Source organism: Salinimicrobium sp. CAU 1759, assembly GCF_054482715.1.
Window position 1 is genome coordinate 1,079,714 of record NZ_JBTLRK010000001.1, and the last position, 22,346, is coordinate 1,102,059.

The window sequence follows — 22,346 nt, forward strand, 5'->3', positions numbered from 1 at the left end:
AAGAAAAGCCTGCTGCTTATTCGTATTTTAGGAACATGAGGAAATTTATTCTTGGAGCTCTTGTGGTCTTGATCATCTTTTTAAGTTTCCGCTATTGCGAGAACAGGGATGCAGAAAGGGATCGCCTGGAGGAGAGTACAGCCATGATCCAGCAGCAAATTAAAAATGTCGGCAAACTGGTGGTGACTGAAGGCACTTTTTCGCAGGTCTACACATATAAAGACACTAAAAATCGATTTTTAGATGTGCTCCCGGCCCGAAAGCGAGCGCTCATAATTGTTAACGCGAAAGCTACAGTGGCCTATGATCTAAGCCAACTGGAGACTGAAGTTGATGTGGAGAACAAAACGGTTCGCATCACACATATTCCCAAAGAAGAGATCAATATTTATCCCGATATCAAATATTACGACATCACACAGGATTATCTCAATCAATTCACTGCCGAAGATTATAACAAGATCAAGAGCCGGATCAATAAATCCATGCGGGAAAAGGTCGAGAATTCCACTCTAAAGTCCAACGCTAAGAACCGGCTGATAAGTGAGCTGCAAAAGATCTATATCCTTACAAACACGCTTGGCTGGACCCTTATCTATAATGAGGAGGAATTTGGTGCAGCCCGTGAAATGCAGGAGCTAAAACTTTGATCAACCTGTGACCAGGGATGGTTTCACCAGTTCGAGACCATTGTCTATAAGATGAGCGACTTCTGGCCTACGTTTTTTCACATCCTCCAGATATTCCACTACCTCGTTGGCCAGTTTTTCGTCTTTACCATGTGCCAGTTCAAAGATCTCAACCGATAGCAACCAATCTTTTTGGTGATATTTCTTAACCAGGTCAAATGCCGCCTGCAGTGAAAATTTGGTGTTCTTACCTTGTCTTATATTGCGCACAGATTCGTAGAGGGATTCCAGTTCCTCACGTTCCGGGGTCTTTTTACTCTTGATGGTCGTAGAAGATGGCGTGTGGGTGATGAGGTTAAAGGATTTCGCATCTGCAGGTCCTGCAAAGGCAGAAATCACTTCTTTCCCAACGGCCATATCATAAGTTCCCCATTCCGGTTGAAATAGCACTTCATCTTTGCAGGTGACTGTGCAGTTCTTGAGGCTGATAAGGATGACTTTCCCCTGAAGATTTCTCGTTCCTGTAATGATCTCTCCTTCAACTTTCACTCCGCCTTCAAATTCAAAGCTTACTTTTTCGCCTTCGTAGATATCATAGGCTCGTAGATCCCGCGGACTCATATCTTCAATGGCAAGATTGATTCCCTTTAGCTTGCCTGCCGGTGATCCAAACCCATCGGGATGGTTTTCCCTGCCGTGACCTACAAGTTCTTTTTCTCTTGCTGCCAAAGCAGTTTCCCCGGTAGTTTGGAAATAAATAGGTTTTCCTTCGTGTTCAATTACCCGGCTAAAGTTACCGGAGATCTGTATCCCGGTACTGAGTTCGATAGTTCCAATATTTTTGGAATGGATAAGCTTTTGCAGCCCTTCAAGCCCGCCGACGCGCAAAGCCATCTTGTTCGCAAATTCTTCCAGAACAAGGCTAAGGTGAGCAAAGTCGGGCGTCACATATAGCTGAGGCTGAGGTTTTGTGATGTCGAACTCCTGTTGTGCAGCTTCTATGGTATAAGGAATCTTCTTCACCTTATCGGTCATGCACCAGGCGCTTTCTCCAATAGAAGAAAGAAGCCCCGCACCATAGATCTTTGGGTCTTCAACTGTACCAATAAGTCCGTATTCCACGGTCCACCAGTGCAGGTTCCTTATTTGTGCCATTTCACTTTGTTCCCGGAGGTCATTTTGAAGTTCATCCACCCTCTTTTCGGCCGCTGCGATCTCTTCTTCGGGAGTGTCTTCGGCTTCTTTTATAATGGACAAATGGCGAATAGCTTCGTAGATCTCATAATCCTTGGCGCTGGAAATCGCTTTACAACCTATTTCTCCAAATCGTCTTAGGTATTCGGCATATTCGGGGTTGGCAATAATAGGAGCGTGGCCTGCGCCTTCGTGGATAATATCGGGTGCCGGAGTGTATTCTATGTGTTCGAGCTGCCGAATATCACTGGCAATGACAAGTACATTGAACGCCTGAAATTCCATAAAAGCTGCCGGCGGAATAAATCCGTCAACCGCTACTGCTGCCCAACCTATCTCCTTAAGGATCCTGTTCATTCCATACATGTTTGGAATGTGATCTATGGAAATCCCGGTTTGTTTTAAGCCGTCGAGGTAAGAGGAGTGGGCTACCTTACTCAGGTAATCCACATTTTTGCGCATCACATATCTCCACACAGCCTGATTAATAGGCGTGTAGTCCTCATAATTCTGCGGTTTTATAAACTGCTTCAGGTGTGCCGGAAGCCTGTCGATGATCTCGTTAGATTCAAATTCTTGTTCCATAGCTTTAGGTAATGAACAGGTTCTAAAGATACAAAATTATTGAGTTAGCAAAGATTTGATTTCCTTCAGGATAGAAGGAGAGGGGATAAAAAAAGCCGCTAAAATTTGATTATTAGCGGCTTCAATTGGGGGGACTTAATTTAATTCAAAGAAGGGGGATATTTTTCCAGGATCTCCTCAACGATCTTGTTGATCCTCTCCTGTTTATGTTCCACTTTGTTGGAAAGGGCTGCGGTTCCCATTCCCTGCCAAACCAGTTCTTTCTCTCCTGCATCCACCAGGTCAATGTACAAAGTGCCTTCGGTTGTAGAACTTACCGTGTTAGGACCAGCTCCCCAATACCATGGGTGCCAACCCCAGCCGTAGCCCCAGCCAAAGGAATTGTTATAGATGTTGATATTTTCTTTGGTTTTGGTAAAGATGCTCACCAGTAGATCGGGATTGTCTGACTTTGTGAAGCCTTTTTCCTGCATTTCCTGGTCTATAGCACGCAGGATCCTTTTCTTGTCAAGGTCCGAAATTTCAGCTTTGTCGATCCCGGGTTTAAAGAAGGCATAGGTTTGGTACTGTGCAAAATTGGCTTCTTTGTCATAATCTGTTGCTACCCGTACAGTATTACAGGAAGTCATGACCAGTACAAACAGGACCAGTACCGAGGTAATTTTAATCGCTCTCATATGATTAAAGTTTTTATAGGTTAATTGTCCAGTAGAAGGTCATCGACCATGTTGGGTATAGTAACCTTTAGAAGGGGCTCTGCCTGCATTGCCCTTTTAATGGCAAATAAGGCTCCGTGGTTACGAGCCCAGGACCGGCGAGCGATCCCGTTGTTTACATCCCAAAATAACATAGAGCTGAGTCGCCTCTCCGACTCTTTATTACCCTCAAGAACCATACCGAATCCGCCGTTGATCACTTCTCCCCAGCCAACTCCGCCGCCGTTATGTATGCTCACCCAGGTCGCGCCTCTAAAGCTATCGCCAATAACATTCTGAATAGCCATGTCTGCAGTATAGCGGGATCCATCGTAAATATTGGAGGTTTCCCGGTAAGGGGAATCAGTTCCGGAAACATCATGATGATCCCTGCCTAAGATTACAGGTCCAATTTCCCCTTTTTCGATGGCCTTGTTAAAAGCTCTTGCAATTTCAATACGACCTTCGGCATCGGCATAAAGGATCCTGGCCTGTGAGCCTACTACCAGCTTGTTTGCACGTGCACCTTCAATCCATTTAATATTATCCTGCATTTGCTGCTGAATCTCCTCGGGCGCTTCCTGTTTTAGCTGCTGAAGCACTTCCCGCGCAATTTCATCTGTTCGTTCCAGATCCTCTTCCTTTCCTGAAGCACATACCCAGCGGAAAGGTCCGAAGCCATAGTCAAAACACATGGGACCCATGATATCCTGTACGTAGCTTGGGTAGGCAAATTCCTTATCGTCTCCGCCTGAGGTTCCGCTTACTAAGTTGCCGTCCTCATCCTTATAGATCTTTGCCCCGGCTCGTGATGCTTCCAGTAGAAATGCATTTCCGTAATCAAAGAAGTAAGTGCCTTTTTTGGTATGGCGGTTAATAGCTTCAGTTTGTCTGCGTAGGCTTTCTCTTACCTTATCCTTAAACCTTTCAGGGTCTTTGCTCATCATCTCATTAGCTTTTTCCAAAGTTAATCCGGCAGGATAGTAGCCACCGGCCCATGGATTGTGTAGTGAGGTCTGGTCGCTTCCCAGGTCGATGTGAATGTTCTCCTCATCAAATTTTTCCCAAACATCTACTACATTTCCCAGATATGCGAAGGAGATGGTTTTACCTTCAGCTTTTGCAGCAGTAACTTTTTGAACCAGTACATCGAAATCTTCCACAACTTCATCCACCCATCCCTGAGAATGCCGGGTGTGAACTGCTTTAGGATTCACCTCGGCGCAAACAGTGATACAGCCGGCAATGTTTCCGGCTTTGGGTTGCGCGCCACTCATTCCTCCAAGCCCTGAAGTCACAAAAAGAGCAGACTCTTCCCCCGGTCCCTTCCCCGGTAAGGAGGATGAGTTTTTTGCTATTTTTCGCAGGGCATTCAGCACCGTGATGGTTGTTCCATGGACAATACCCTGCGGACCAATATACATATAGCTGCCCGCGGTCATCTGGCCGTATTGTGTCACTCCCAGCGCATTGAATTTCTCCCAGTCATCCTGCTTCGAATAGTTCGGGATCATCATTCCGTTGGTCACTACTACGCGGGGGGCATCTTTATGAGATGGGAATAGCCCAAGCGGGTGGCCGGAGTTCATAACGAGCGTCTGTTCTTCAGTCATTTCTGCCAGGTATTTCATCACGAGCCTGTATTGCGCCCAGTTCTGAAAAACTGCACCGTTGCCACCATAGGTGATCAATTCATGCGGATGCTGCGCCACCTTAGGATCGAGGTTGTTCTGGATCATGAGCATAATGGCCTTTGCCTGCTCACATTTTCCGGGATATTCAGAAATGGACCGCGCGTACATTTCGTAATCGGGGCGCAGGCGGTACATATAGATCCTGCCATAGGTCTCCAACTCTTGTCGAAATTCCGGAAGCAGTTCTTCGTGATGTTGTTTCTCAAAATATCTAAGTGCATTGCGCAGCGCCAGTTTTTTTTCTTCCGGAGAAAGGATGTCCTTTCGTTTTGGAGCGTGATTGACCTGTGGATCGTATGCTTTTGCAGGAGGTAAGTTGTTGGGAATACCTTCTAAAATGGCATTTTTGAAGTCCATATAGAATTATTTTTTCTGTTGGTTTGTTTTTTTGTTGAACCCATAGGGGCAGTGGCGACAACCACTCTGGCAGCAGTAGCCTCTTTTGAGGTGATATTGTTCGGTAAAGCAGCGGTAGCCTTCGGGAGTGAGATAATAGTCGCCCTCTTCGAGCTCAATTTTTTTCCTTAAAAAACTCATAATACAAAAATAGCATTTTCTTATCTTGGCCATATGTTTGTGGTGGTAAATAAGTTCATTCTGTCCAGACACTTCGATGGAGTGGTGCTATGGCCGTTCATTGTGGTGAAGCGGTCAGAATTAAAAAAGGACGCTGTTTTTATGAACCACGAGCGCATTCATCTTAGGCAGCAGGTGGAACTGCTGGTGGTTTTCTTCTTTATCTGGTATCTCTTTGAATACCTTATCAGACTTATTAAGTACAGAGATTCATACAAGGCGTATAACAGGATCTGTTTTGAGCGCGAGGCTTATGCCAACGAGCGTAACCCGAATTACATTAAGAACAGAAGGTTCTGGAATTTCAGGAAATACCTGTAGTTGCCGTTATCATTTTAGATCTTTTAGCTCCTCAAGCATAGTAGGTAACAGTTCACTTACAGTAGGGTGAATATGAACAGCATCTCTCATGACTTTATAGGAAGCACCGGCGTACATTTGATCTATGACAGTATGGATCAACTCGTCTGCCCCTGTTCCTAAGAAAGTCGCTCCCAATATTTTATCAGTGTCTGCATCAATAAAGATCTTGAGCATTCCTGTGGTTTCACCTTTCTCCTTTGCCCTGGCCACATTTTCCATCGGCATTTCGGCCAACTTTGCTCTTATTCCCTTTTCCTTTATTTGCTGCTCATTTAATCCCACCCGTGCCAGGGGTGGATCTATATATGCTGCATAACAGGGAAACCTGTCGGTGAGGCTCCTCTTTTTATCTTCAAAGAGGTGAGCATGTACTATTTGAAAATCATTATAGGAAGTATGGGTAAAAGCTCCTTCGCCATTACAATCGCCCATCGCCCATATGTGGGGGACAGCAGTCTGCAGCTGGTTGTTGACCTCTATGAAACCATGCTCGTTTTGCTTTATTCCTGTGGTTTCCAATCCCAGCCTGTCGGTGTTTGGCACTCTTCCCACCGCCAGCAAAAGCTGAGATGTTTTTATCATTTTTGAGCCTGCTTCACAGTTGTATGTCACTTCTATCGCGCCTTCACGCTCTTTCGCTGCAATGCAATCGGCATTGAGAAATACCTCGACCCCGCTGTCTCTCATGATCTCCAGCAGAAGTTTTGAGACATCCTTATCTTCCTTTTTCATAAGGCGATCGCCACGTTCCATAATGATGACCCGGCTTCCAAAACGACTGAACATTTGAGCGAATTCCAAACCTACATAGCCACCTCCAATAATGACAAGGGTTTCAGGAACCTCTTCCAACTCCAAAATGCTCCTGTTGGTGAGGTAATTAATATTTCTGAATTCTTCCGGAACACGTGGCCGGCCTCCTACGTTGAGGAAGATCTTACCGGCAGTAAGCAGGTCGTTATTTACTCTTATTGTGGAGTCGTTTTCAAAAACCGCTTCCCCGCGAATAAGGCTTATGTTCTCACTGCCAGAAAACAATTTCTCCAGGCCTGCATGGGAATCGGCTATTAATTTATCCTTTCGGGCTTTTATTTTTTTCAGATCTACCTGCACCTTTCCTTCGATGTTTACGCCCAGTTCACTGCTGTGCTTTGCAACAAAGGCTCTGCGGGCTGAAGCCACGTAGGCTTTTGTGGGAGTACAACCCGTGTTCACACAAGTACCGCCAAGATCGTCTTTTTCAATTATTGCAACCTTCTGGCCATGTCGGGCGAGACTGGCGGCCAGCGGAGGACCAGCCTGCCCGGTGCCTATAATGATCGCGTCATATTTTTTCATTGCTTTCTCAATTACTTCTGAAGATTTCCTGCCTTGATTCCATGCTTTCAGAAATTAAAAAGACTTTTTGGAATAACCTCCTGCATTTATTATAATTAGTTCATAATCTTTGCACAAGATCCCTGCACCTCGATTCGACCCTGTAGACCAATGACCACGACATCAAACCTGTTCAAATCAACTCCCGTTACTCCCAACCAATTCATTGCGGAAGTGAATGGAGTTTCCATTTATATGAAGCGGGAAGATCTTTTACATCCCGAAGTTTCGGGCAATAAATTCCGGAAGCTGAAGTACAACATAGCTGAAGCAGCCTCTCAAAAAAGGCAAATTCTACTCACCTTTGGCGGAGCTTTTTCAAATCATATAGCTGCAACGGCCGCTGCCGGTAAGTTCTCAGGTTTTGAAACGGTGGGAGTAATAAGAGGGGAGGAGCTGGCAAATAACCTTCAAAAAACCCTGCAGGAGAATGCCACACTAAGGTTTGCTGCTGACTGCGGAATGAAACTTCACTTTGTAAGCCGAAGTGATTATCGCAACAAAACTTCCGAAGCATTTATAAAAGACCTGCGGAAGAAATTCGGAGATTTTTACCGGGTCCCCGAAGGCGGCACAAATGAGTTGGCGGTAAAGGGTTGTGAGGAAATTTTATCGCCCAAAGACGAGGGCTTTGACGTAATAGCTTGTGCAATAGGGACGGGTGGAACCATAAGCGGGTTGATCAATGCTTCAGGAGAACATCAGCAAATTCTGGGCTTTCCGGCTTTAAAAGGAGATTTTCTCAAAGCTGAAGTAGAAGGTTTCAGCAAAAAAAATAACTGGAAAATTATACCAGATTACCATTTTGGAGGTTATGCTAAAGTGAACGAGGATTTGATCTACTTCATTAACAGCTTCCGAAAGGAATTTGACGTGCAACTCGACCCTGTGTACACGGGAAAAATGATGTATGGAATTTTCGAGCTTGCAAAGAAGAAATATTTTTCTAAAAATACTCGTATTTTAGCCATTCATACGGGAGGTCTTCAGGGAATTTCCGGTATGAATAAGGTGTTAAAAATGAGAAATTTACCCCCAATTTTGACGTAAGATGAGAGTTGCACTAAGATTATGTACATTTTTTCTCCTTGCCTTCACCGTATCCTGCGGCAGCAGTAAGAAAACTTCCCAAAAAAAGCAGGTGGCTACCAAGGAGCACAGGGCCGAAAGAAAGACTTCTGAGGGAAATATCTCTAAGCCGGTTACCCCGGCCACGCCAAAAACTTACACAGATAAAGTTGCCAGATATATTGAACTTTATGCTCCCCTCGCCCAGGAAGAGATGAAACTGTATAAGATCCCTGCCAGTATTACTCTGGCCCAGGGAATACTGGAATCGGGTGCCGGGGAAGGCGATCTTACCCGCAGGGCGAATAATCATTTTGGGATCAAATGTCACGGCTGGACCGGTGCTACTGTGTATCATGATGATGACCGCTCGCAGGAGTGTTTCCGAAAATATAACGACCCCAAATATTCCTATCGGGATCATTCGCTTTTTCTTACCGAAAGGAAAAGATATGCAGCACTTTTTGACCTGGATCTTACCGACTATAAAGGCTGGGCGCACGGCCTGCGGGCTGCGGGCTATGCAACCGACAGGAAGTATCCCGATAAGCTGATAAGTCTTATTGAGAGATATCAGCTTTACCTGTACGACGGGGCTACACCTGCAAGAGAAATTGTAGCCTATTCTGCCTCCAGCTCCTCAGAAGATTACGGGGCACGAGCATATACAGTACAAAAAGGCGACACTTTATATTCCATAGCAAAAAGGTACAACCTGAGCGTGGAGCAACTACAAAGAATTAATAATCTGCAAGGCACTAATATTGGCATTGGCCAAACCCTTTTAGTGACTCCTTAAAATCATATTATGATCTATAAAAGAAGCAGCGAACTTTTCACTGCAGCTAAAAAAGTTATTCCCGGCGGAGTAAATTCTCCTGTGAGAGCATTTAGTGCTGTGGGAGGGGAGCCCATATTTATAAAAGAAGCCAAAGGAGCTTACCTGTTCGATGAAGACGGAAATAAATATATTGACTATATCAATTCCTGGGGTCCTCTCATTTTGGGACATGCCCACGAGCCGGTAGTGAATGCCGTGGTGGACAGGGCGAAAAAAGGAACCTCTTTCGGTACTCCTACTCAGCTGGAAACCACAGTGGCTGAATTAGCAGTTTCTATGGTTCCGAATATTGATAAAATAAGAATGGTGAATTCGGGTACCGAGGCTACCATGAGTGCGGTGCGTCTCGCCCGGGGCTTTAAGAACCGGGACAAGATCATCAAATTTGCCGGTTGCTACCATGGTCACAGTGATTCTTTTCTCATTCAGGCGGGGAGTGGAGCCGTAACTTTTGGAACTCCAAATAGTCCGGGGGTAACTGAAGGAACTGCCCGGGACACTCTGCTGGCCGCTTACAACGATCTTGAGAATGTTGAGCAACTTCTGGAAGCTAACAAAGGCGAGATTGCCTGTATCATTCTTGAGCCAGTGGCAGGGAACATGGGATGTATCCCTCCAAAAAAGGGATTTTTAGAAGGTCTTCGGCAGCTGTGTGATGAGCACGATGTGTTGCTGGTCTTTGATGAGGTGATGACCGGCTTCCGACTTGCAAAAGGAGGAGCCCAGGAAGTGTATGGCGTAAATGCCGATATTGTTTGCTTCGGAAAAGTAATTGGCGGCGGATTACCCGTAGGAGCTTTTGCTGCCCGGAACGAGATCATGGATTACCTCGCACCCACCGGACCGGTATACCAGGCGGGAACCCTGAGTGGGAATCCGCTGGCCATGGCTGCGGGTCTGGCTATGCTTCAGGAATTGAATTCAGATGCCGGAATTTACGAGAGACTGGAAGAAAAAACAACTTACCTGCACAAGGGTATAAAAAATGTTCTTAACCGAAATGAAGTAGTACATACCATTAATCAACAGGGATCAATGATTTCGGTTCATTTTGGAGAGGAACCAGTGAGCAATTTTGAATCTTCAGCTAGATCTGCCTCGACGGGGAAATTCAATAAATTCTTCCACGGCTTACTGGGCCACGGAATTTACATCGCACCAAGTGCTTTTGAGACCTGGTTCATTACCGATGCACTTTCTTATGAAGATCTTGATGCGACAATTGAAGTTATTGCCAAAGTGAGTAAAACGCTCTAAATATACTCTTCAAAAAATTAATTAAATCCTCCAATTTTCCTGGAGGATTTTTTTTTGCGCTTTTTCTGAAAACTTTCTGTTTCTGGTCAAAATACAACAAATGTTAAGCAGATGTTAATTTATAGTTTTGCTGGCTGGTTTACGGCTTCTCGTTCCTAATGCTACTTTCTTACTGGATTAATCCTTTTATCAACCTATCACTGAGTTCTATAGAGAAATAGTATATATTCGCGGCTGGAAAAATTCCTGAGCATAAAAATAATATGTTAATACCACTAAAGAGGTATTGTTAATAAATTAACAAAATCCGAGACTTGCATTCCTTTTTAAATCAAAATCTGTTTTTATGAAGCAAAACTACTTTTTATTCTTATTTCTAATTTCAAATTTAGGTTTTTCACAATTGCCTAATGATCAATGTTCCAATGCAATATCTATTCCTATAAACGGATTCATTACTGGGACAACAGTGGGAGCGAATAGCTCTTTAGAAAGTCTCTGTACAAATTTCGGAGGACCCGGTATCTGGTACAAGTTAACAGATAACAGTGGTACCGGTCTTGCAGTTGAATTAAATACTTGTTCAGGGACAAATTATGACTCTTGGATTGATGTTTACTCCGGTTCTTGTGGAGCTCTTAATTGTTTAACTAGTAATGATGATAATTGTGGGCTTTCAAGCAGTGTAACTTTTAATACCGATGGCTCCTCCACCTATTATGTTTTGATTCATGGATATAGGGGTGCTCAAGGTGATTTTGATCTAAGCGTGTCTTCAACCACATTGACTAATGAAGCTCCGAATGCTGTATGTAAAGATTTTACAGCTCAACTTGGTTCAGATGGTACGGTAACAATTAATCCTGCAAATGTAGATGGTGGGTCAACGGATGATAAACCTGGCTTTACTTTATCTATTGATAAGGAAAGTTTCGATTGCAGCAACATTGGAGCACCAGTAGAGGTGACGCTCACTGTAATAGATAGTGATGGGGTAACGGATTCCTGTAAAGCTACTGTAACTGTTGAGGACAATATAGCACCTATAGTTACAGCTCAAGATGTTACTGTTTATCTTGATGAAGACGGAAGGGCTTCTCTTAGAGATGATTTTTCCGTAGGAACGGTTGCGGGAGAACTTGAGCCTCAAAACAGCTCTAGTACAGATACACCGGTAGATTGTAATTGTCCTGAAGGGTATGTAGCGGTAGGCTATGAAGGGGCAACCGGTTGGATCCTGGATGATTTCAGGTTAGTTTGTAAGGAAGTACTACCTGATGGTAGCTTAGGAACAGAGACTGTTGAGACCTGCTTTAGCGGTTCCCGAACCCTTGTAAATCGTACAAATATATTATCTGGCAGTGATGTGTTGGTTGGTTTTGAAGTTCAGGATGGGGATTACTCATCTCAGCAATCTTCAAGAACCCATGTTAGCATTAAGGGAATAGGGAAAAGCCTGCACCAGATAGCTAACGGAGAGTTGAATACAAATGAAAATACAATGTTGCCGGCCTTAAGCGGTTCGGGGACAGCTACAACAAATTTCAATACTACGACTCGGTTTGCCCCGGCAGGACATGCTATTGTTGGAATGTCAGTAAATCAATCAACAGGTTATTCTTCAACTGTAAGCTTCAAATATGCACCATTATCCGGATTTTTGAGTATGAACAATGGGTCTGCCGATAACTGTGGCATTGCTTCAATTTCAGTTGATAAATCAAATTTCAGCTGCGAGGATGTTGGAGAGAATACCGTAACACTTGCAGTCGTTGACAACAATGGGAATGAAGCTTCGGCTACTGCCACGGTAACTGTTGTAGATAATATAGCTCCTGTAGTTGCTACGAAGAACATCACCGTTCAACTGGATGCCAGCGGAGAAGCTTCTCTTTCAGCTACAGATGTGAATAACGGATCTATAGATAATTGTAGTATTCCGAGTCTGGAAATAAATGATAATCTCTTTACCTGTGAGAATATTGAAAATCCAACCAACTATTCCTTAAGCTTCGCTGCGACTAATGGATATACCATTACCGAGGATGCATCAAGAGATATTTCAGGAGCTAATGGTATAACTTTAGAAGGTTGGATTTATCCAACAAACTCTGGTTTTTACCAATTTTTGATGGGCTTTAGGAATGATGTTGATGCAGATTTCTACTTACTTCAAATGCCAAATAATTCTATTGAAGCCAGGTTCAGAAATTCTACAGGGACGGTATTTAATATGACTGTTGGATCATTACTTCTGAATGAATGGCAACATCTCGCTCTTAGTTTTGATGGCGCAGATCTTCACTTATATGTAAATGGAGAGATAGTAAGTAGTATACCTGCTACTGGTAGCTTTAAGGATTCAGAGCTTGAAAACTTTTATATGGGGGCCTCAGATAGAGGAGGCGATAATTTTTATTTCAGTGGTAACTTAGAAGACGTTAGGCTCTGGAATAGAACTCGTACACAAACAGAGATCAAGGCTGCTATGAATATGAGTATTCCTAGAACAGAAGAAAATCTGGTTATTAACTACGGATTTGCTGATGGTGCGGGAAGTATAGTGACCGATCAAAGTGGGAATAGCCTCAATGCGAATTTCTTTAACTTGGATGAAACTACAACATGGGTAGAAGACAGTCCTACCGAATCAGAAAATTTAGTTGTGCTCTCAGTAACTGATGTTAATGGGAATGTAGGTTCAGCAGTTGCGGTTGTGACTGTTGAAGACGTGACTGATCCGGAACTAACTGCTGAAGCAAACCAGGACGTAAATCTTGATGCAGATTGTTCAATTACAGTTCCCAACCTTGTTGATGGATCAACTGCTACCGATAATTGTACTGTAACGATCACTCAATCTCCTGAAGCTGGAACTGTAGTTTCTTCTGAACATAATGGAACTGTAGATGTGAAGGTAACAGCTACCGATGCTGCAGGAAATACTGCTGAAACTACTGTAGTTTTAACCGCTAAGGACGTAACTAATCCGGAACTTACTGCTGAGGCAAACCAGGATGTAAATCTTGATGCTGATTGTTCAATTACAGTTCCCAACCTTGTTGATGGATCAACTGCTACCGATAATTGTACTGTAACGATCACTCAATCTCCTGAAGCTGGAACTGTAGTTTCTTCTGAACATAATGGAACTGTAGATGTGAAGGTAACAGCTACCGATGCTGCAGGAAATACAGCTGAAGCTACTGTGGTGTTAACTGCTAAGGACGTGACTAATCCAATACTAACTGCCGAGGCAGACCAGGAAGTAAATCTTGATGCTGATTGTTCAATTTCAGTTCCCAATCTTGTTGATGGATCAACTGCTGCTGATAATTGTACTGTAACGATCACTCAATCTCCTGAAGCTGGAACTGTAGTTTCTTCTGAACATAATGGAACTGTAGATGTCAAGGTAACAGCTACCGATGCTGCAGGAAATACTGCTGAAACTACTGTATTATTAACCGCTAAGGACGTAACTGATCCGGAACTAACTGCTGAAGCAGACCAGGATGTAGATCTTGATACTAATTGTTCGATTACAGTTCCCAACCTTGTTGATGGATCAACTGCTACCGATAATTGTACTGTAACGATCACTCAATCTCCTGAAGCTGGAACTGTAGTTTCTTCTGAACATAATGGAACTGTAGATGTGAAGGTAACAGCTACCGATGCTGCAGGAAATACTGCTGAAACTACTGTAGTTTTAACCGCTAAGGACGTAACTAATCCGGAACTTACTGCTGAGGCAAACCAGGATGTAAATCTTGATGCTGATTGTTCAATTACAGTTCCCAACCTTGTTGATGGATCAACTGCTACTGATAATTGTACAGTAACTATTACCCAATCTCCTGAAGCTGGAACTGTAGTTTCTTCTGAACATAATGGAACTGTAGATGTGAAGGTAACAGCTACCGATGCTGCAGGAAATACTGCTGAAACTACTGTGGTACTAACCGCTAAGGACGAAACTAATCCGATTCTAACTGCTGAGGCAAACCAGGATGTAAATCTTGATGCTGATTGTTCAGTTACAGTTCCCAACCTCGTTGATGGATCAACTGCTATTGATAATTGTACGGTAACGATCACTCAATCTCCTGAAGCTGGAACTGTAGTTTCTTCTGAACATAATGGAACTGTAGATGTGAAGGTAACAGCTACCGATGCTGCAGGAAATACTGCTGAAACTACTGTATTATTAACCGCTAAGGACGTAACTAATCCGGTACTTACTGCCGAAGCAAACCAGGATGTAAATCTTGATGCTGATTGTTCAGTTACAGTTCCCAACCTTGTTGATGGTTCAACTGCTACTGATAATTGTACAGTAACTCTTACTCAATCTCCTGAAGCTGGAACTGTAGTTTCTTCTGAACATAATGGAACTGTAGATGTGAAGGTAACAGCTACCGATGCTGCAGGAAATACAGCTGAAGCTACTGTGGTGTTAACTGCTAAGGACGTGACTAATCCGATTCTAACTGCTGAGGCAAACCAGGATGTAAATCTTGATGCTGATTGTTCAATTACAGTTCCCAACCTCGTTGATGGATCAACTGCTATTGATAATTGTACGGTAACGATCACTCAATCTCCTGAAGCCGGAACTGTAGTTTCTTCTGAACATGATGGAACTGTAGATGTGAAGGTAACAGCTACCGATGCTGCAGGAAATACAGCTGAAGCTACTGTGGTGTTAACTGCTAAGGACGTGACTAAGCCAATACTAACTGCCGAGGCAGACCAGGAAGTAAATCTTGATGCTGATTGTTCAATTACAGTTCCCAACCTTGTTGATGGATCAACTGCTACTGATAATTGTACAGTAACTATTACTCAATCTCCTGAAGCCGGTACAACTGTTTCTTCTGAACATAATGAAATTGTTGATGTTGTGGTGACGGCTACCGATGCTGCAGGGAATTTCGTCAAAGCAACTGTGAAATTGACAGCTAAGGATAAGATAGCGCCAGTTCCTGTAATGGAAGCACTGGATTTGATTACTTCTGACTGCGAAGTTTTGGAAGAAGATGTTTTGGTGCCTGTAGCCCTTGACAATTGTGAGGGAGAGGTTAAGGTAACTCATAATGTTGCGTTCCCTATCAATGCTCAAGGTTCCACTGTGATCACCTGGACCTATACAGATGAGGCAGGAAATACCTCTACCCAAACTCAGGAAGTTTTCATTGAAGATAAAACGGCACCTGTAGTTTTTGCTAAGGACATTGTGGTAAGCCTTGATGTTGAAGGAAAGGCAAGTATTTCACCAGAAGATGTACTGGACAGCGTGCTTGACAACTGCGGAATTGCATCCATGAGTCTGGATATTTCAAGTTTTGGGTGTGATGAGACAGGAGTAAATTTTGTTCTTCTCAGCGTTACAGATGTTAACGGGAACACGGGAACGGCAGAGGCTATTGTTGAAGTAGTTAATAGTTTTGGAGATAATGATTCAGATGGTCTGCCAAATAACTGTGATGATGACGATGATAATGATGGAGTGCCCGATGAGGAAGACAATGCGCCTTTTATTCCTAACCCCGATCAAACGGATACCGACGGGGATGGAGAAGGAGATGTTCTGGATACAGATGATGACAATGACGGAGTACTTGATGTGAATGATAACTGTCCCCTTGCATACAACCCGGGCCAGGGAGATATTGACAGAGATGGAAAGGGCGATGTTTGTGATACAGAAGAAATCTTAGTTTCAGAAGCCATGACCCCAAATGGTGATGGGGTTAATGATACCTGGAGAATTGTCAACATTGAAAACTATCCAAATGCTATGGTTGTTGTTTACAACATTTGGGGGAATGAAGTCTTTAGATCCCGAGCTTACCGTAACGACTGGAATGGAGAGAGAAATGGAGATTTGTTACCCGAAGGATCCTATTACTATCAGATCTACTTGACGTCCTCTTCAAAGATGGATAAAGACGGATGGTTATATCTTACTAAATAAAAAATTGAAATGAAAAATTACAACTATATAGCAATCGTTCTTTTTACATGTTGTTTTGCTGCACTTGGATACGGGCAACAGAAAACAACCTATGCTTTTTATAATCAAAATATGGCCCTCATTAACCCGGCTTATGCTGGGGCCGATGGGCAAACAAGCTTTACCGGGATTGTAAGAAGCCAGTGGCAGGGGGTGAAAAATGCTCCCGAAAGTCAGGCTTTTACTTTTGGAAGTGCCGTAGGGAAAAGAGTAGGTCTTGGTCTTTCGATTGAAAACGAAAAGACATTTGTAGAGACACAACAGACAGTGAATGTGGACTTTTCCTATATGCTACCTATGGATGAGGAGCTAACTCTTTACCTGGGATTAAAAGCTGGAGGAAATTTTTATGATGTGAATACTTCTGGGTTGCAAACCTGGAACTATGATTTGGATCCATCTCTGGTGGGCTTTAGTCGCTTTAATCCCAATGTGGGGGTAGGTGCATATCTTAAACACGAGAACTACTTTTTATCTCTTTCTGCTCCAAGGATTTTCGAGACTAAACGCGCCAGAGAGGAAGAGGGCAGGATTACCACTGCGGCAGATAGGGTGCATCTTTACTTTAGTGGAGGTTATGACTTTTCCCTTAGCGAAGAACTCGTGCTAAAGCCTTATGTTATGATGCGCTATGTCAATGCAGCTCCTCTCTCGGTAGACTTTACAGCTTTAATGAGTATCCACGACAAGTTTGAGGTGGGGGCAAGCTATAGAACAGACGAAGTATTAAGTGGATTGGCAATAATCCAGGTCTTCGATTGGTTAGGTTTTGGTTATGCCTACGAAAATTCGTTTAGATCAGAGCTTAGGAATGTAAGTAATGGAACCCATGAACTGCTACTGAACTTTCAACTTTAGAAGAACCAAATATTATAACATGAAAAACCCACCGTTTGGTGGGTTTTTCATGTTATAATATTTCAATAACTTCAACCTTTTTGGTGGTAAAGTTTACCTGTTCATCTCCAGCAATTCCTCTACATAACACCGCTTATTCGAGAGTCGTGGGATCTTATGCTGTCCCCCCAGCTTATCGTTCTTTTTTAACCAGTCATAAAATAGATCCTTTCTGGCGATGTGAACTTTTGGGGCGTTTAGGGTCATGTTGTTAAAGCGCTTGGCTTCGTAATCACTGTTAATGCTTTGTAAGTGTTTGTCGAGACATTCAATAAAAAAATTGAAATCCTGCGGGGGAGTTTTAAATTCTATCACCCATTCATGTGCACCTTTCTCTTTATCCTGCATAAAGACAGGGGCTGCAGTGTAATCCACAATTTCAGAATCTGTTTGATGAGAAGCTCTTTTTAATGCTTCATCGGCATTTTCGATTATAAGCTCTTCTCCAAAGACGTTGATATGGTGCTTGGTCCTTCCGGTGATCTTGATGCGGTATGGATCCAGGGAGGTAAAACGCACGGTGTCTCCAATTTTGTAGCGCCATAATCCTGCGTTGGTAGTGATCACAACAGCATAGTTCTTGCCTTCTTCCACTTCAGATAACGGAATCACGGTCTCTTCGGGAGTGCCGTAGCTGTCCATGGGTATGAATTCGTAAAAAACGCCGTAGTCCAGCATCAGAAGAAGTTCTTTGGAGTCATTTGAATCCTGTATAGCGAAGAAGCCTTCCGAAGCATTATAGATCTCAAAATACCTGAAACTGCTGGATGGCAGGATCTTTCGGTATTGATCTGCGTAGGGCAGAAAATTTACTCCGCCGTGAAAATATACCTCCAGGTTCGGCCATATTTCAAAAAGATTCTGCCTGCCGGCTTCTTCCAGAGCATTATTGAGAAGCACAAGCATCCAGGAAGGAACCCCGGCAAGGCTGGTCACGTTCTCATTTATAGTCTCGCTGACAATTGCAGGCATTTTTTCTTCCCAATTACTCATAAGGGAAACTTCATTGCTGGGAGTACTGCTGTATTCTGCCCAAAAAGGCATGTTGTCAATAAGAATAGCCGAAAGATCTCCAAACTGAGTCCCGTTGCGGCTGTATAGCTCTTTGCTGCCTCCAAGTCTCAGACTTTTTCCGCTGAAAAGTTGCGAACCGGGATTGTTGTTGAGATACATGCACAACATATCTTTTCCTGCTGCATAGTGACATTTTTCAAGTGATTCATCACTTACCGGAATAAATTTACTCTTTGCATTAGTGGTACCACTGGACTTTGCAAACCACTTGATGGGAGTAGGCCAGAAGATATTCACTTCTCCTCGGCGGCTGCGCTCTATTTGCGGCTCAAAATCTTCGTATTGCTGAATTGGGATCCTCGCTGCAAAATCTTCATAGGAGTTTATGGAAGCAAAATCATATTGCTGCCCTACTTCAGTGTCTTTAGCTCTCTGGATAAGCTTTTTTAGCAGCTCGTTCTGTACCTCATTGGGATATTTAATGAACAATTCCATTTGATGGATACGCTTCTTGAGGAACCAGGAAGCTACTGAATGTACTAACGGAATTGGCATTTTTTCTTATTATCTTTGAGCCCTTCAAATCGGGCAGTAACCGGTTAAAATTAAAACTATTCTTATTGCTGGCAAAAAAATAAGATAGCGATAAAAATTCTTCTTTTTATGACTTATCAGGGTGTGCTACGAAAAATGAAAACTGAATTGGCAGAAACAGTTCAGTATTACCTCATTTTTGAGCAGGATTTTTTAAATGTAAATCAGGTACTGGGAAAAAAGGTCTCCATTAACTTTCTCAATTACGAGTGCACCAACTGCCACAAGAAAAAGAAGGTCTTCGCCAATGGGGTATGTTATAATTGTTTTATGGAACTTCCACAAAACGGGGAGTGGGTGATAAGGCCCGAGTTGAGCAAAGCTCATCTTGGTGAAGAAGACCGGGACCTGGAGTTTGAAAAGGCTGCCCAGCTGCAACCACACGTGGTGTACCTGGCCAACTCCAGTAATGTAAAGGTAGGAGTGACCCGCAAAAGTGAGATCCCTACCCGCTGGATAGACCAGGGCGCGCACGAAGCCATTGAGGTTGTTGAGGTGCCAAACCGCTATCTCGCAGGGATTACTGAAGTCGCTCTTAAAGAGCATTTGTCAGATAAGACCAACTGGCGCAGTATGCTTACCAATGACCTGAAGGATCTTGATCTCGCAGCAATTCGAGAAGAGATGAGGCAGTATCTGCCTGCCGAAGTGCAGGACTATTACCTGGCCAATTCAAAAGAGCTGGAAATAGAATTTCCGGTGATCTCTTATCCTGCAAAGTGCAAAACCCTTAACCTCGCAAAAATGCCATTTTACGAAGGTGTTTTAAAAGGGATCAAGGGCCAGTATCTCATCTTTGAAGACGGCATGGTGTTCAACGTAAGAAAACACGAAGGTTTTAATGTCACCTTATCCCTTCAATAACTACTGATTCTTAGTAGTATCCTTTTTCTTTTTAGCTCCGCCAAGTAATCCTCCAAGGATGTCCTTGGCAGTTTCTTTCACGGCTTCATTCGGATTCTTCTTAGCTATAGAATCTCTTTGGGAAGGAGTTCTACCCGCAGTAGTATCTGTGCGTTGTCCTCCTGTGATGATGTCCTGCAGTACCCCCCGGCCTTTTTCTTTAAGCTCGTCCTTTTGAGTAGCAATGATCTGTTGGGTAAGGTTGTTGACAGCCTGCTGCATGTTTAGATTAATATTGGGGCTGCTAAAACTGCCTGTAATATCTATGGGGAGAGCAACAGTCATGTTCTCCTGCTCCTGTGCGCTGAGACGGGCGAGGGTATTCCCTACCTGGCTTCCTAAATACTTCGCCGGAATTTCCAGTGCGACGTTGTAATTCATGTCCATATCGAAACCATGCGCCCCGGAAGCTCTGCCTTTTATACCTTTAATATTAAAATCGAACGGCTGTACCTCTACCCGTCCGTTATTAAAGGTAAGTCTGGTTTCAAGGTCTTTTAAATTGAGGTTGCTCAGGTCTATAAAATTAAGTCGTTGATCAAGTTGTGCCAATAGCGGAGCTTGTTCAGGATTCACCCTGGCGCCAATGACCTCGGCTAAGGCGTTCCCTGCAAGGGTTTGCAGCTGCGGAGTAAGATCGTCATTCAGGTTTCCCCTTAGATCGATATTGGTTGTTAATTCCCCTTGCAGAGCCTGGGCAATTGGAGCAAGGTTTCTTAGCAGCGCCATGTCTTTAAACGCATTGGCAATATCAATGGCTTGCAATTCCAGCTGCATGGCAAAATTAGGAATGGCTTCCCTTGTAGAAACTACACCATTGAGAAGAATATTTCCATTGAAGATGCTGGAAGTGACATTGGAAAGGCTGGCGGTCTCGTCTACGATCCTTAGGCTTCCCTTTGTATTGTTCAGAACGAGGTTGTCGTACAGTACTCTGTTGGCAGTAAAGTCAATATTGGCATCCAAAAATGACGGAATCTTGATGGCTTCGTCTCCGGCAACTTCTGCAGTAGTAGTCTGGGAGGCAGCTCCTTCTTCCGCAGTTTCCTTTACCATGAAGTCATTGACCGAAAAGGTGTTGGAGGTAACATTGAAGTTTCCTTTGAGCTTCTGGTCAGTGAAGAGATAGCCCATCAGGTTTTGTAGCGTTCCGTTCACGGCAAGATCTGTCTGGCCTGTGGTGAGAGTGGTATTTTCAAGGTTCACAGTGGCTGGATTGAACTGGAGTCGGGCAGTGGCCAGCTTCACTTCATTCGGAATCTCGGGCGAAGTGTAACTAAAATCCCTTATAGTTGCAGTACCACTGCTCTTTACATTCTGATACTGCTCATTTTCGACCGAATTCATATCAAAGCTTGTAGTGACATCGGCAGTGACGATCCCGTTTAGGTCCTGCTCCAACTCGAGCGGATAAGCTCTGGTAATATTTGCGAGGTTTATTGTTCCTTTGAGGGCCATGTTCACGAGCATATTGCCGGTGAGATTTCTTATACTTCCGTTGGCGCTAAAAGCATCCTGATCAATGCGAAAATTCAGCTTATTGATGTCCACATAAGTGTCCTCTGCCAGGCCGGTGTCGTTCTTTAAAACTGCTGCAATAGTAATATCCTCAACTGCCTTGGGAAGGTCGGGATATTTAAAAGCTGCGTTGTTGGAAGCGATGTTGATCTGCATTTTTGGGATATAGGTTTCATCAACAATTCCGCGGATAAAACCATCCACAATGAAATCTCCCCGGGTCTCCACATTCTCAATATTTTTAGAGTATTCGGCAGGCATAATGGCAAGGAAATTTTTGAAGGAGGATGTGGGGGTCTTAAAGCTGATGTCTACCTCGTTATTGTCTTCATTTACCTGCACATAACCGTCAAAAGTGAGCGGTAGTTGATTAATTAGCGCCTCATTCTCGAGAAAGGTATACCTCATATTCTCCAGGTCCATCTTGAAATCGGCCTCCAGTTGCAGCTTGTTGCGGTCCAGGTAATTCACACTGTCCATCTCAAAACTTACAAGGGCTGTGGAATAAGTGCTAAGGGTGGAAGTAGCTGCGGAAAAATCTCCGTTTCCCTCGTGGTTGAGCTCCTCCACCAAAAGTTTCATTTTTGATCCCTCATCTACATATCGTACCCGGGAATCATTGATCTCGTAATGTTCCACGTCAAACCGAAAGCCACCCCCGCCTGAAGTAGTTGTGGAAACCGAATCCTGTATCGCAATATCATAATTATTATTCCCCAGAGAATCTACTTTGATGTTGAGATATGTATCCCGGATGGTGAGGGCATCTATTTTCTTAGGATCGTCACTTCCTTTAAACAGTTCTCTAATTGACATTTGCAGTACAATTTCTTCGCTCAAAGCCAGGGTGTCTCCTTTAAAAGGTGCATTATTGATGACCTTCAGGTTTTGGATAGCCAAAGTGGCATCCGGGAAATTCCTGAAAATGCTAAGGTCGATATCTTCAAAAGTAACGGTAGCATTTACATTCTTGTTGATAGTTTCCTGCACCAGGTCTTTTAACTGCTTCTCAAAAAGAAAAGGAGTCAGGAATAGCAGGAGCAAAATGACTCCCAGCACGATCCCCAGTATTTTTAGGAACTTTTTCATGTTTAGTGTTTTTATATTGTTCTGCTAATATTC

At 43.5% G+C, this 22,346-nt stretch carries 15 protein-coding genes; 8 read left to right on the forward strand and 7 right to left on the reverse strand.

From position 1 onward, the window contains the following. Positions 1-35 precede the first annotated feature (35 nt). Positions 36-650 carry a DUF4230 domain-containing protein gene (locus ACXYMT_RS04955; protein ID WP_459057981.1) on the forward strand — a complete coding sequence of 205 codons (615 nt, stop codon included), beginning with the start codon at positions 36-38 and terminating at the stop codon, positions 648-650. Here ACXYMT_RS04955 and ACXYMT_RS04960 read toward each other — a convergent pair whose 3' ends face one another. The 4 genes from ACXYMT_RS04960 to ACXYMT_RS04975 form a co-directional block, all read right to left on the reverse strand. Continuing rightward, entirely contained in the window at positions 651-2,408 is a 1,758-nt protein-coding gene (locus ACXYMT_RS04960; protein ID WP_459057982.1) for an aromatic amino acid hydroxylase, read from the reverse strand. Positions 2,409-2,548: 140 nt separating this feature from the next. Then, positions 2,549-3,085, reverse strand: a complete 537-nt coding sequence (locus ACXYMT_RS04965; RefSeq protein WP_459057983.1) for a DUF4136 domain-containing protein — start codon at positions 3,083-3,085, stop codon at positions 2,549-2,551. Between the two features lie 20 nt (positions 3,086-3,105). Further along, positions 3,106-5,154: a urocanate hydratase gene (locus ACXYMT_RS04970; protein ID WP_459057984.1), complete on the reverse strand. Its 2,049-nt coding sequence runs from the start codon at positions 5,152-5,154 to the stop codon at positions 3,106-3,108. A gap of 6 nt (positions 5,155-5,160) precedes the next feature. Continuing rightward, on the reverse strand, positions 5,161-5,334 hold the full coding sequence (locus ACXYMT_RS04975) for a DUF5522 domain-containing protein (protein WP_459057985.1): 174 nt from the start codon (positions 5,332-5,334) through the stop codon (positions 5,161-5,163). Positions 5,335-5,367: 33 nt separating this feature from the next. Here ACXYMT_RS04975 and ACXYMT_RS04980 point away from each other — a divergent pair, with 33 nt between their 5' ends. Next, the gene (locus ACXYMT_RS04980; protein ID WP_459057987.1) at positions 5,368-5,694 is read left to right on the forward strand and encodes a hypothetical protein; all 327 of its coding nucleotides are present in this window, start codon (positions 5,368-5,370) and stop codon (positions 5,692-5,694) included. 9 nt (positions 5,695-5,703) lie between these two features. Here the strand turns inward: ACXYMT_RS04980 and ACXYMT_RS04985 are convergent, their stop codons facing one another. Beyond that, positions 5,704-7,074: an FAD-containing oxidoreductase gene (locus ACXYMT_RS04985; protein ID WP_459057988.1), complete on the reverse strand. Its 1,371-nt coding sequence runs from the start codon at positions 7,072-7,074 to the stop codon at positions 5,704-5,706. A 150-nt stretch (positions 7,075-7,224) separates the two neighbouring features. Here ACXYMT_RS04985 and ACXYMT_RS04990 point away from each other — a divergent pair, with 150 nt between their 5' ends. The 5 genes from ACXYMT_RS04990 to ACXYMT_RS05010 all read left to right on the forward strand — a co-directional run bounded on the left by ACXYMT_RS04990 (position 7,225) and on the right by ACXYMT_RS05010 (position 17,156). After that, on the forward strand, positions 7,225-8,163 hold the full coding sequence (locus ACXYMT_RS04990) for a 1-aminocyclopropane-1-carboxylate deaminase/D-cysteine desulfhydrase (protein WP_459057989.1): 939 nt from the start codon (positions 7,225-7,227) through the stop codon (positions 8,161-8,163). Between the two features lies 1 nt (position 8,164). Then, positions 8,165-8,980: a glucosaminidase domain-containing protein gene (locus ACXYMT_RS04995; protein ID WP_459057990.1), complete on the forward strand. Its 816-nt coding sequence runs from the start codon at positions 8,165-8,167 to the stop codon at positions 8,978-8,980. Between the two features lie 9 nt (positions 8,981-8,989). After that, on the forward strand, positions 8,990-10,279 hold the full coding sequence (gene hemL, locus ACXYMT_RS05000; RefSeq protein WP_459057991.1) for a glutamate-1-semialdehyde 2,1-aminomutase: 1,290 nt from the start codon (positions 8,990-8,992) through the stop codon (positions 10,277-10,279). 346 nt (positions 10,280-10,625) lie between these two features. After that, positions 10,626-16,259: a T9SS type B sorting domain-containing protein gene (locus ACXYMT_RS05005; RefSeq protein ID WP_459057992.1), complete on the forward strand. Its 5,634-nt coding sequence runs from the start codon at positions 10,626-10,628 to the stop codon at positions 16,257-16,259. A 9-nt stretch (positions 16,260-16,268) separates the two neighbouring features. Next, a complete protein-coding gene (locus tag ACXYMT_RS05010; RefSeq protein ID WP_459057993.1) occupies positions 16,269-17,156 on the forward strand; it encodes a PorP/SprF family type IX secretion system membrane protein in 888 nt (295 codons plus the stop codon). 93 nt (positions 17,157-17,249) lie between these two features. On the opposite strand, the gene ACXYMT_RS05015 is transcribed toward ACXYMT_RS05010, so the two are convergent. Continuing rightward, positions 17,250-18,764, reverse strand: a complete 1,515-nt coding sequence (locus ACXYMT_RS05015; RefSeq protein ID WP_459057994.1) for a GH3 auxin-responsive promoter family protein — start codon at positions 18,762-18,764, stop codon at positions 17,250-17,252. Between the two features lie 108 nt (positions 18,765-18,872). On the opposite strand from ACXYMT_RS05015, the gene ACXYMT_RS05020 reads away from it, so the two are divergent. Further along, positions 18,873-19,667 (forward strand): DUF2797 domain-containing protein, encoded by a 795-nt coding sequence (locus tag ACXYMT_RS05020; protein WP_459057995.1) that lies wholly within the window; start codon positions 18,873-18,875, stop codon positions 19,665-19,667. Here the strand turns inward: ACXYMT_RS05020 and ACXYMT_RS05025 are convergent, their stop codons facing one another. Further along, positions 19,668-22,313 carry an AsmA family protein gene (locus ACXYMT_RS05025; protein ID WP_459057996.1) on the reverse strand — a complete coding sequence of 882 codons (2,646 nt, stop codon included), beginning with the start codon at positions 22,311-22,313 and terminating at the stop codon, positions 19,668-19,670. It abuts the gene before it with no gap. Between the last annotated feature and the right edge of the window lie 33 nt (positions 22,314-22,346).

Bases quoted from the DNA above. Each gene is read 5' to 3' on its own strand.
- ACXYMT_RS04955 (WP_459057981.1), top strand. From the start codon at position 36: ATGAGGAAATTTATTCTTGGAGCTCTTGTGGTCTTGATCATCTTTTTA.
- ACXYMT_RS04960 (WP_459057982.1), bottom strand. From the start codon at position 2,408: ATGGAACAAGAATTTGAATCTAACGAGATCATCGACAGGCTTCCGGCA.
- ACXYMT_RS04965 (WP_459057983.1), bottom strand. From the start codon at position 3,085: ATGAGAGCGATTAAAATTACCTCGGTACTGGTCCTGTTTGTACTGGTC.
- ACXYMT_RS04970 (WP_459057984.1), bottom strand. From the start codon at position 5,154: ATGGACTTCAAAAATGCCATTTTAGAAGGTATTCCCAACAACTTACCT.
- ACXYMT_RS04975 (WP_459057985.1), bottom strand. From the start codon at position 5,334: ATGAGTTTTTTAAGGAAAAAAATTGAGCTCGAAGAGGGCGACTATTAT.
- ACXYMT_RS04980 (WP_459057987.1), top strand. From the start codon at position 5,368: ATGTTTGTGGTGGTAAATAAGTTCATTCTGTCCAGACACTTCGATGGA.
- ACXYMT_RS04985 (WP_459057988.1), bottom strand. From the start codon at position 7,074: ATGAAAAAATATGACGCGATCATTATAGGCACCGGGCAGGCTGGTCCT.
- ACXYMT_RS04990 (WP_459057989.1), top strand. From the start codon at position 7,225: ATGACCACGACATCAAACCTGTTCAAATCAACTCCCGTTACTCCCAAC.
- ACXYMT_RS04995 (WP_459057990.1), top strand. From the start codon at position 8,165: ATGAGAGTTGCACTAAGATTATGTACATTTTTTCTCCTTGCCTTCACC.
- hemL (WP_459057991.1), top strand. From the start codon at position 8,990: ATGATCTATAAAAGAAGCAGCGAACTTTTCACTGCAGCTAAAAAAGTT.
- ACXYMT_RS05005 (WP_459057992.1), top strand. From the start codon at position 10,626: ATGAAGCAAAACTACTTTTTATTCTTATTTCTAATTTCAAATTTAGGT.
- ACXYMT_RS05010 (WP_459057993.1), top strand. From the start codon at position 16,269: ATGAAAAATTACAACTATATAGCAATCGTTCTTTTTACATGTTGTTTT.
- ACXYMT_RS05015 (WP_459057994.1), bottom strand. From the start codon at position 18,764: ATGCCAATTCCGTTAGTACATTCAGTAGCTTCCTGGTTCCTCAAGAAG.
- ACXYMT_RS05020 (WP_459057995.1), top strand. From the start codon at position 18,873: ATGACTTATCAGGGTGTGCTACGAAAAATGAAAACTGAATTGGCAGAA.
- ACXYMT_RS05025 (WP_459057996.1), bottom strand. From the start codon at position 22,313: ATGAAAAAGTTCCTAAAAATACTGGGGATCGTGCTGGGAGTCATTTTG.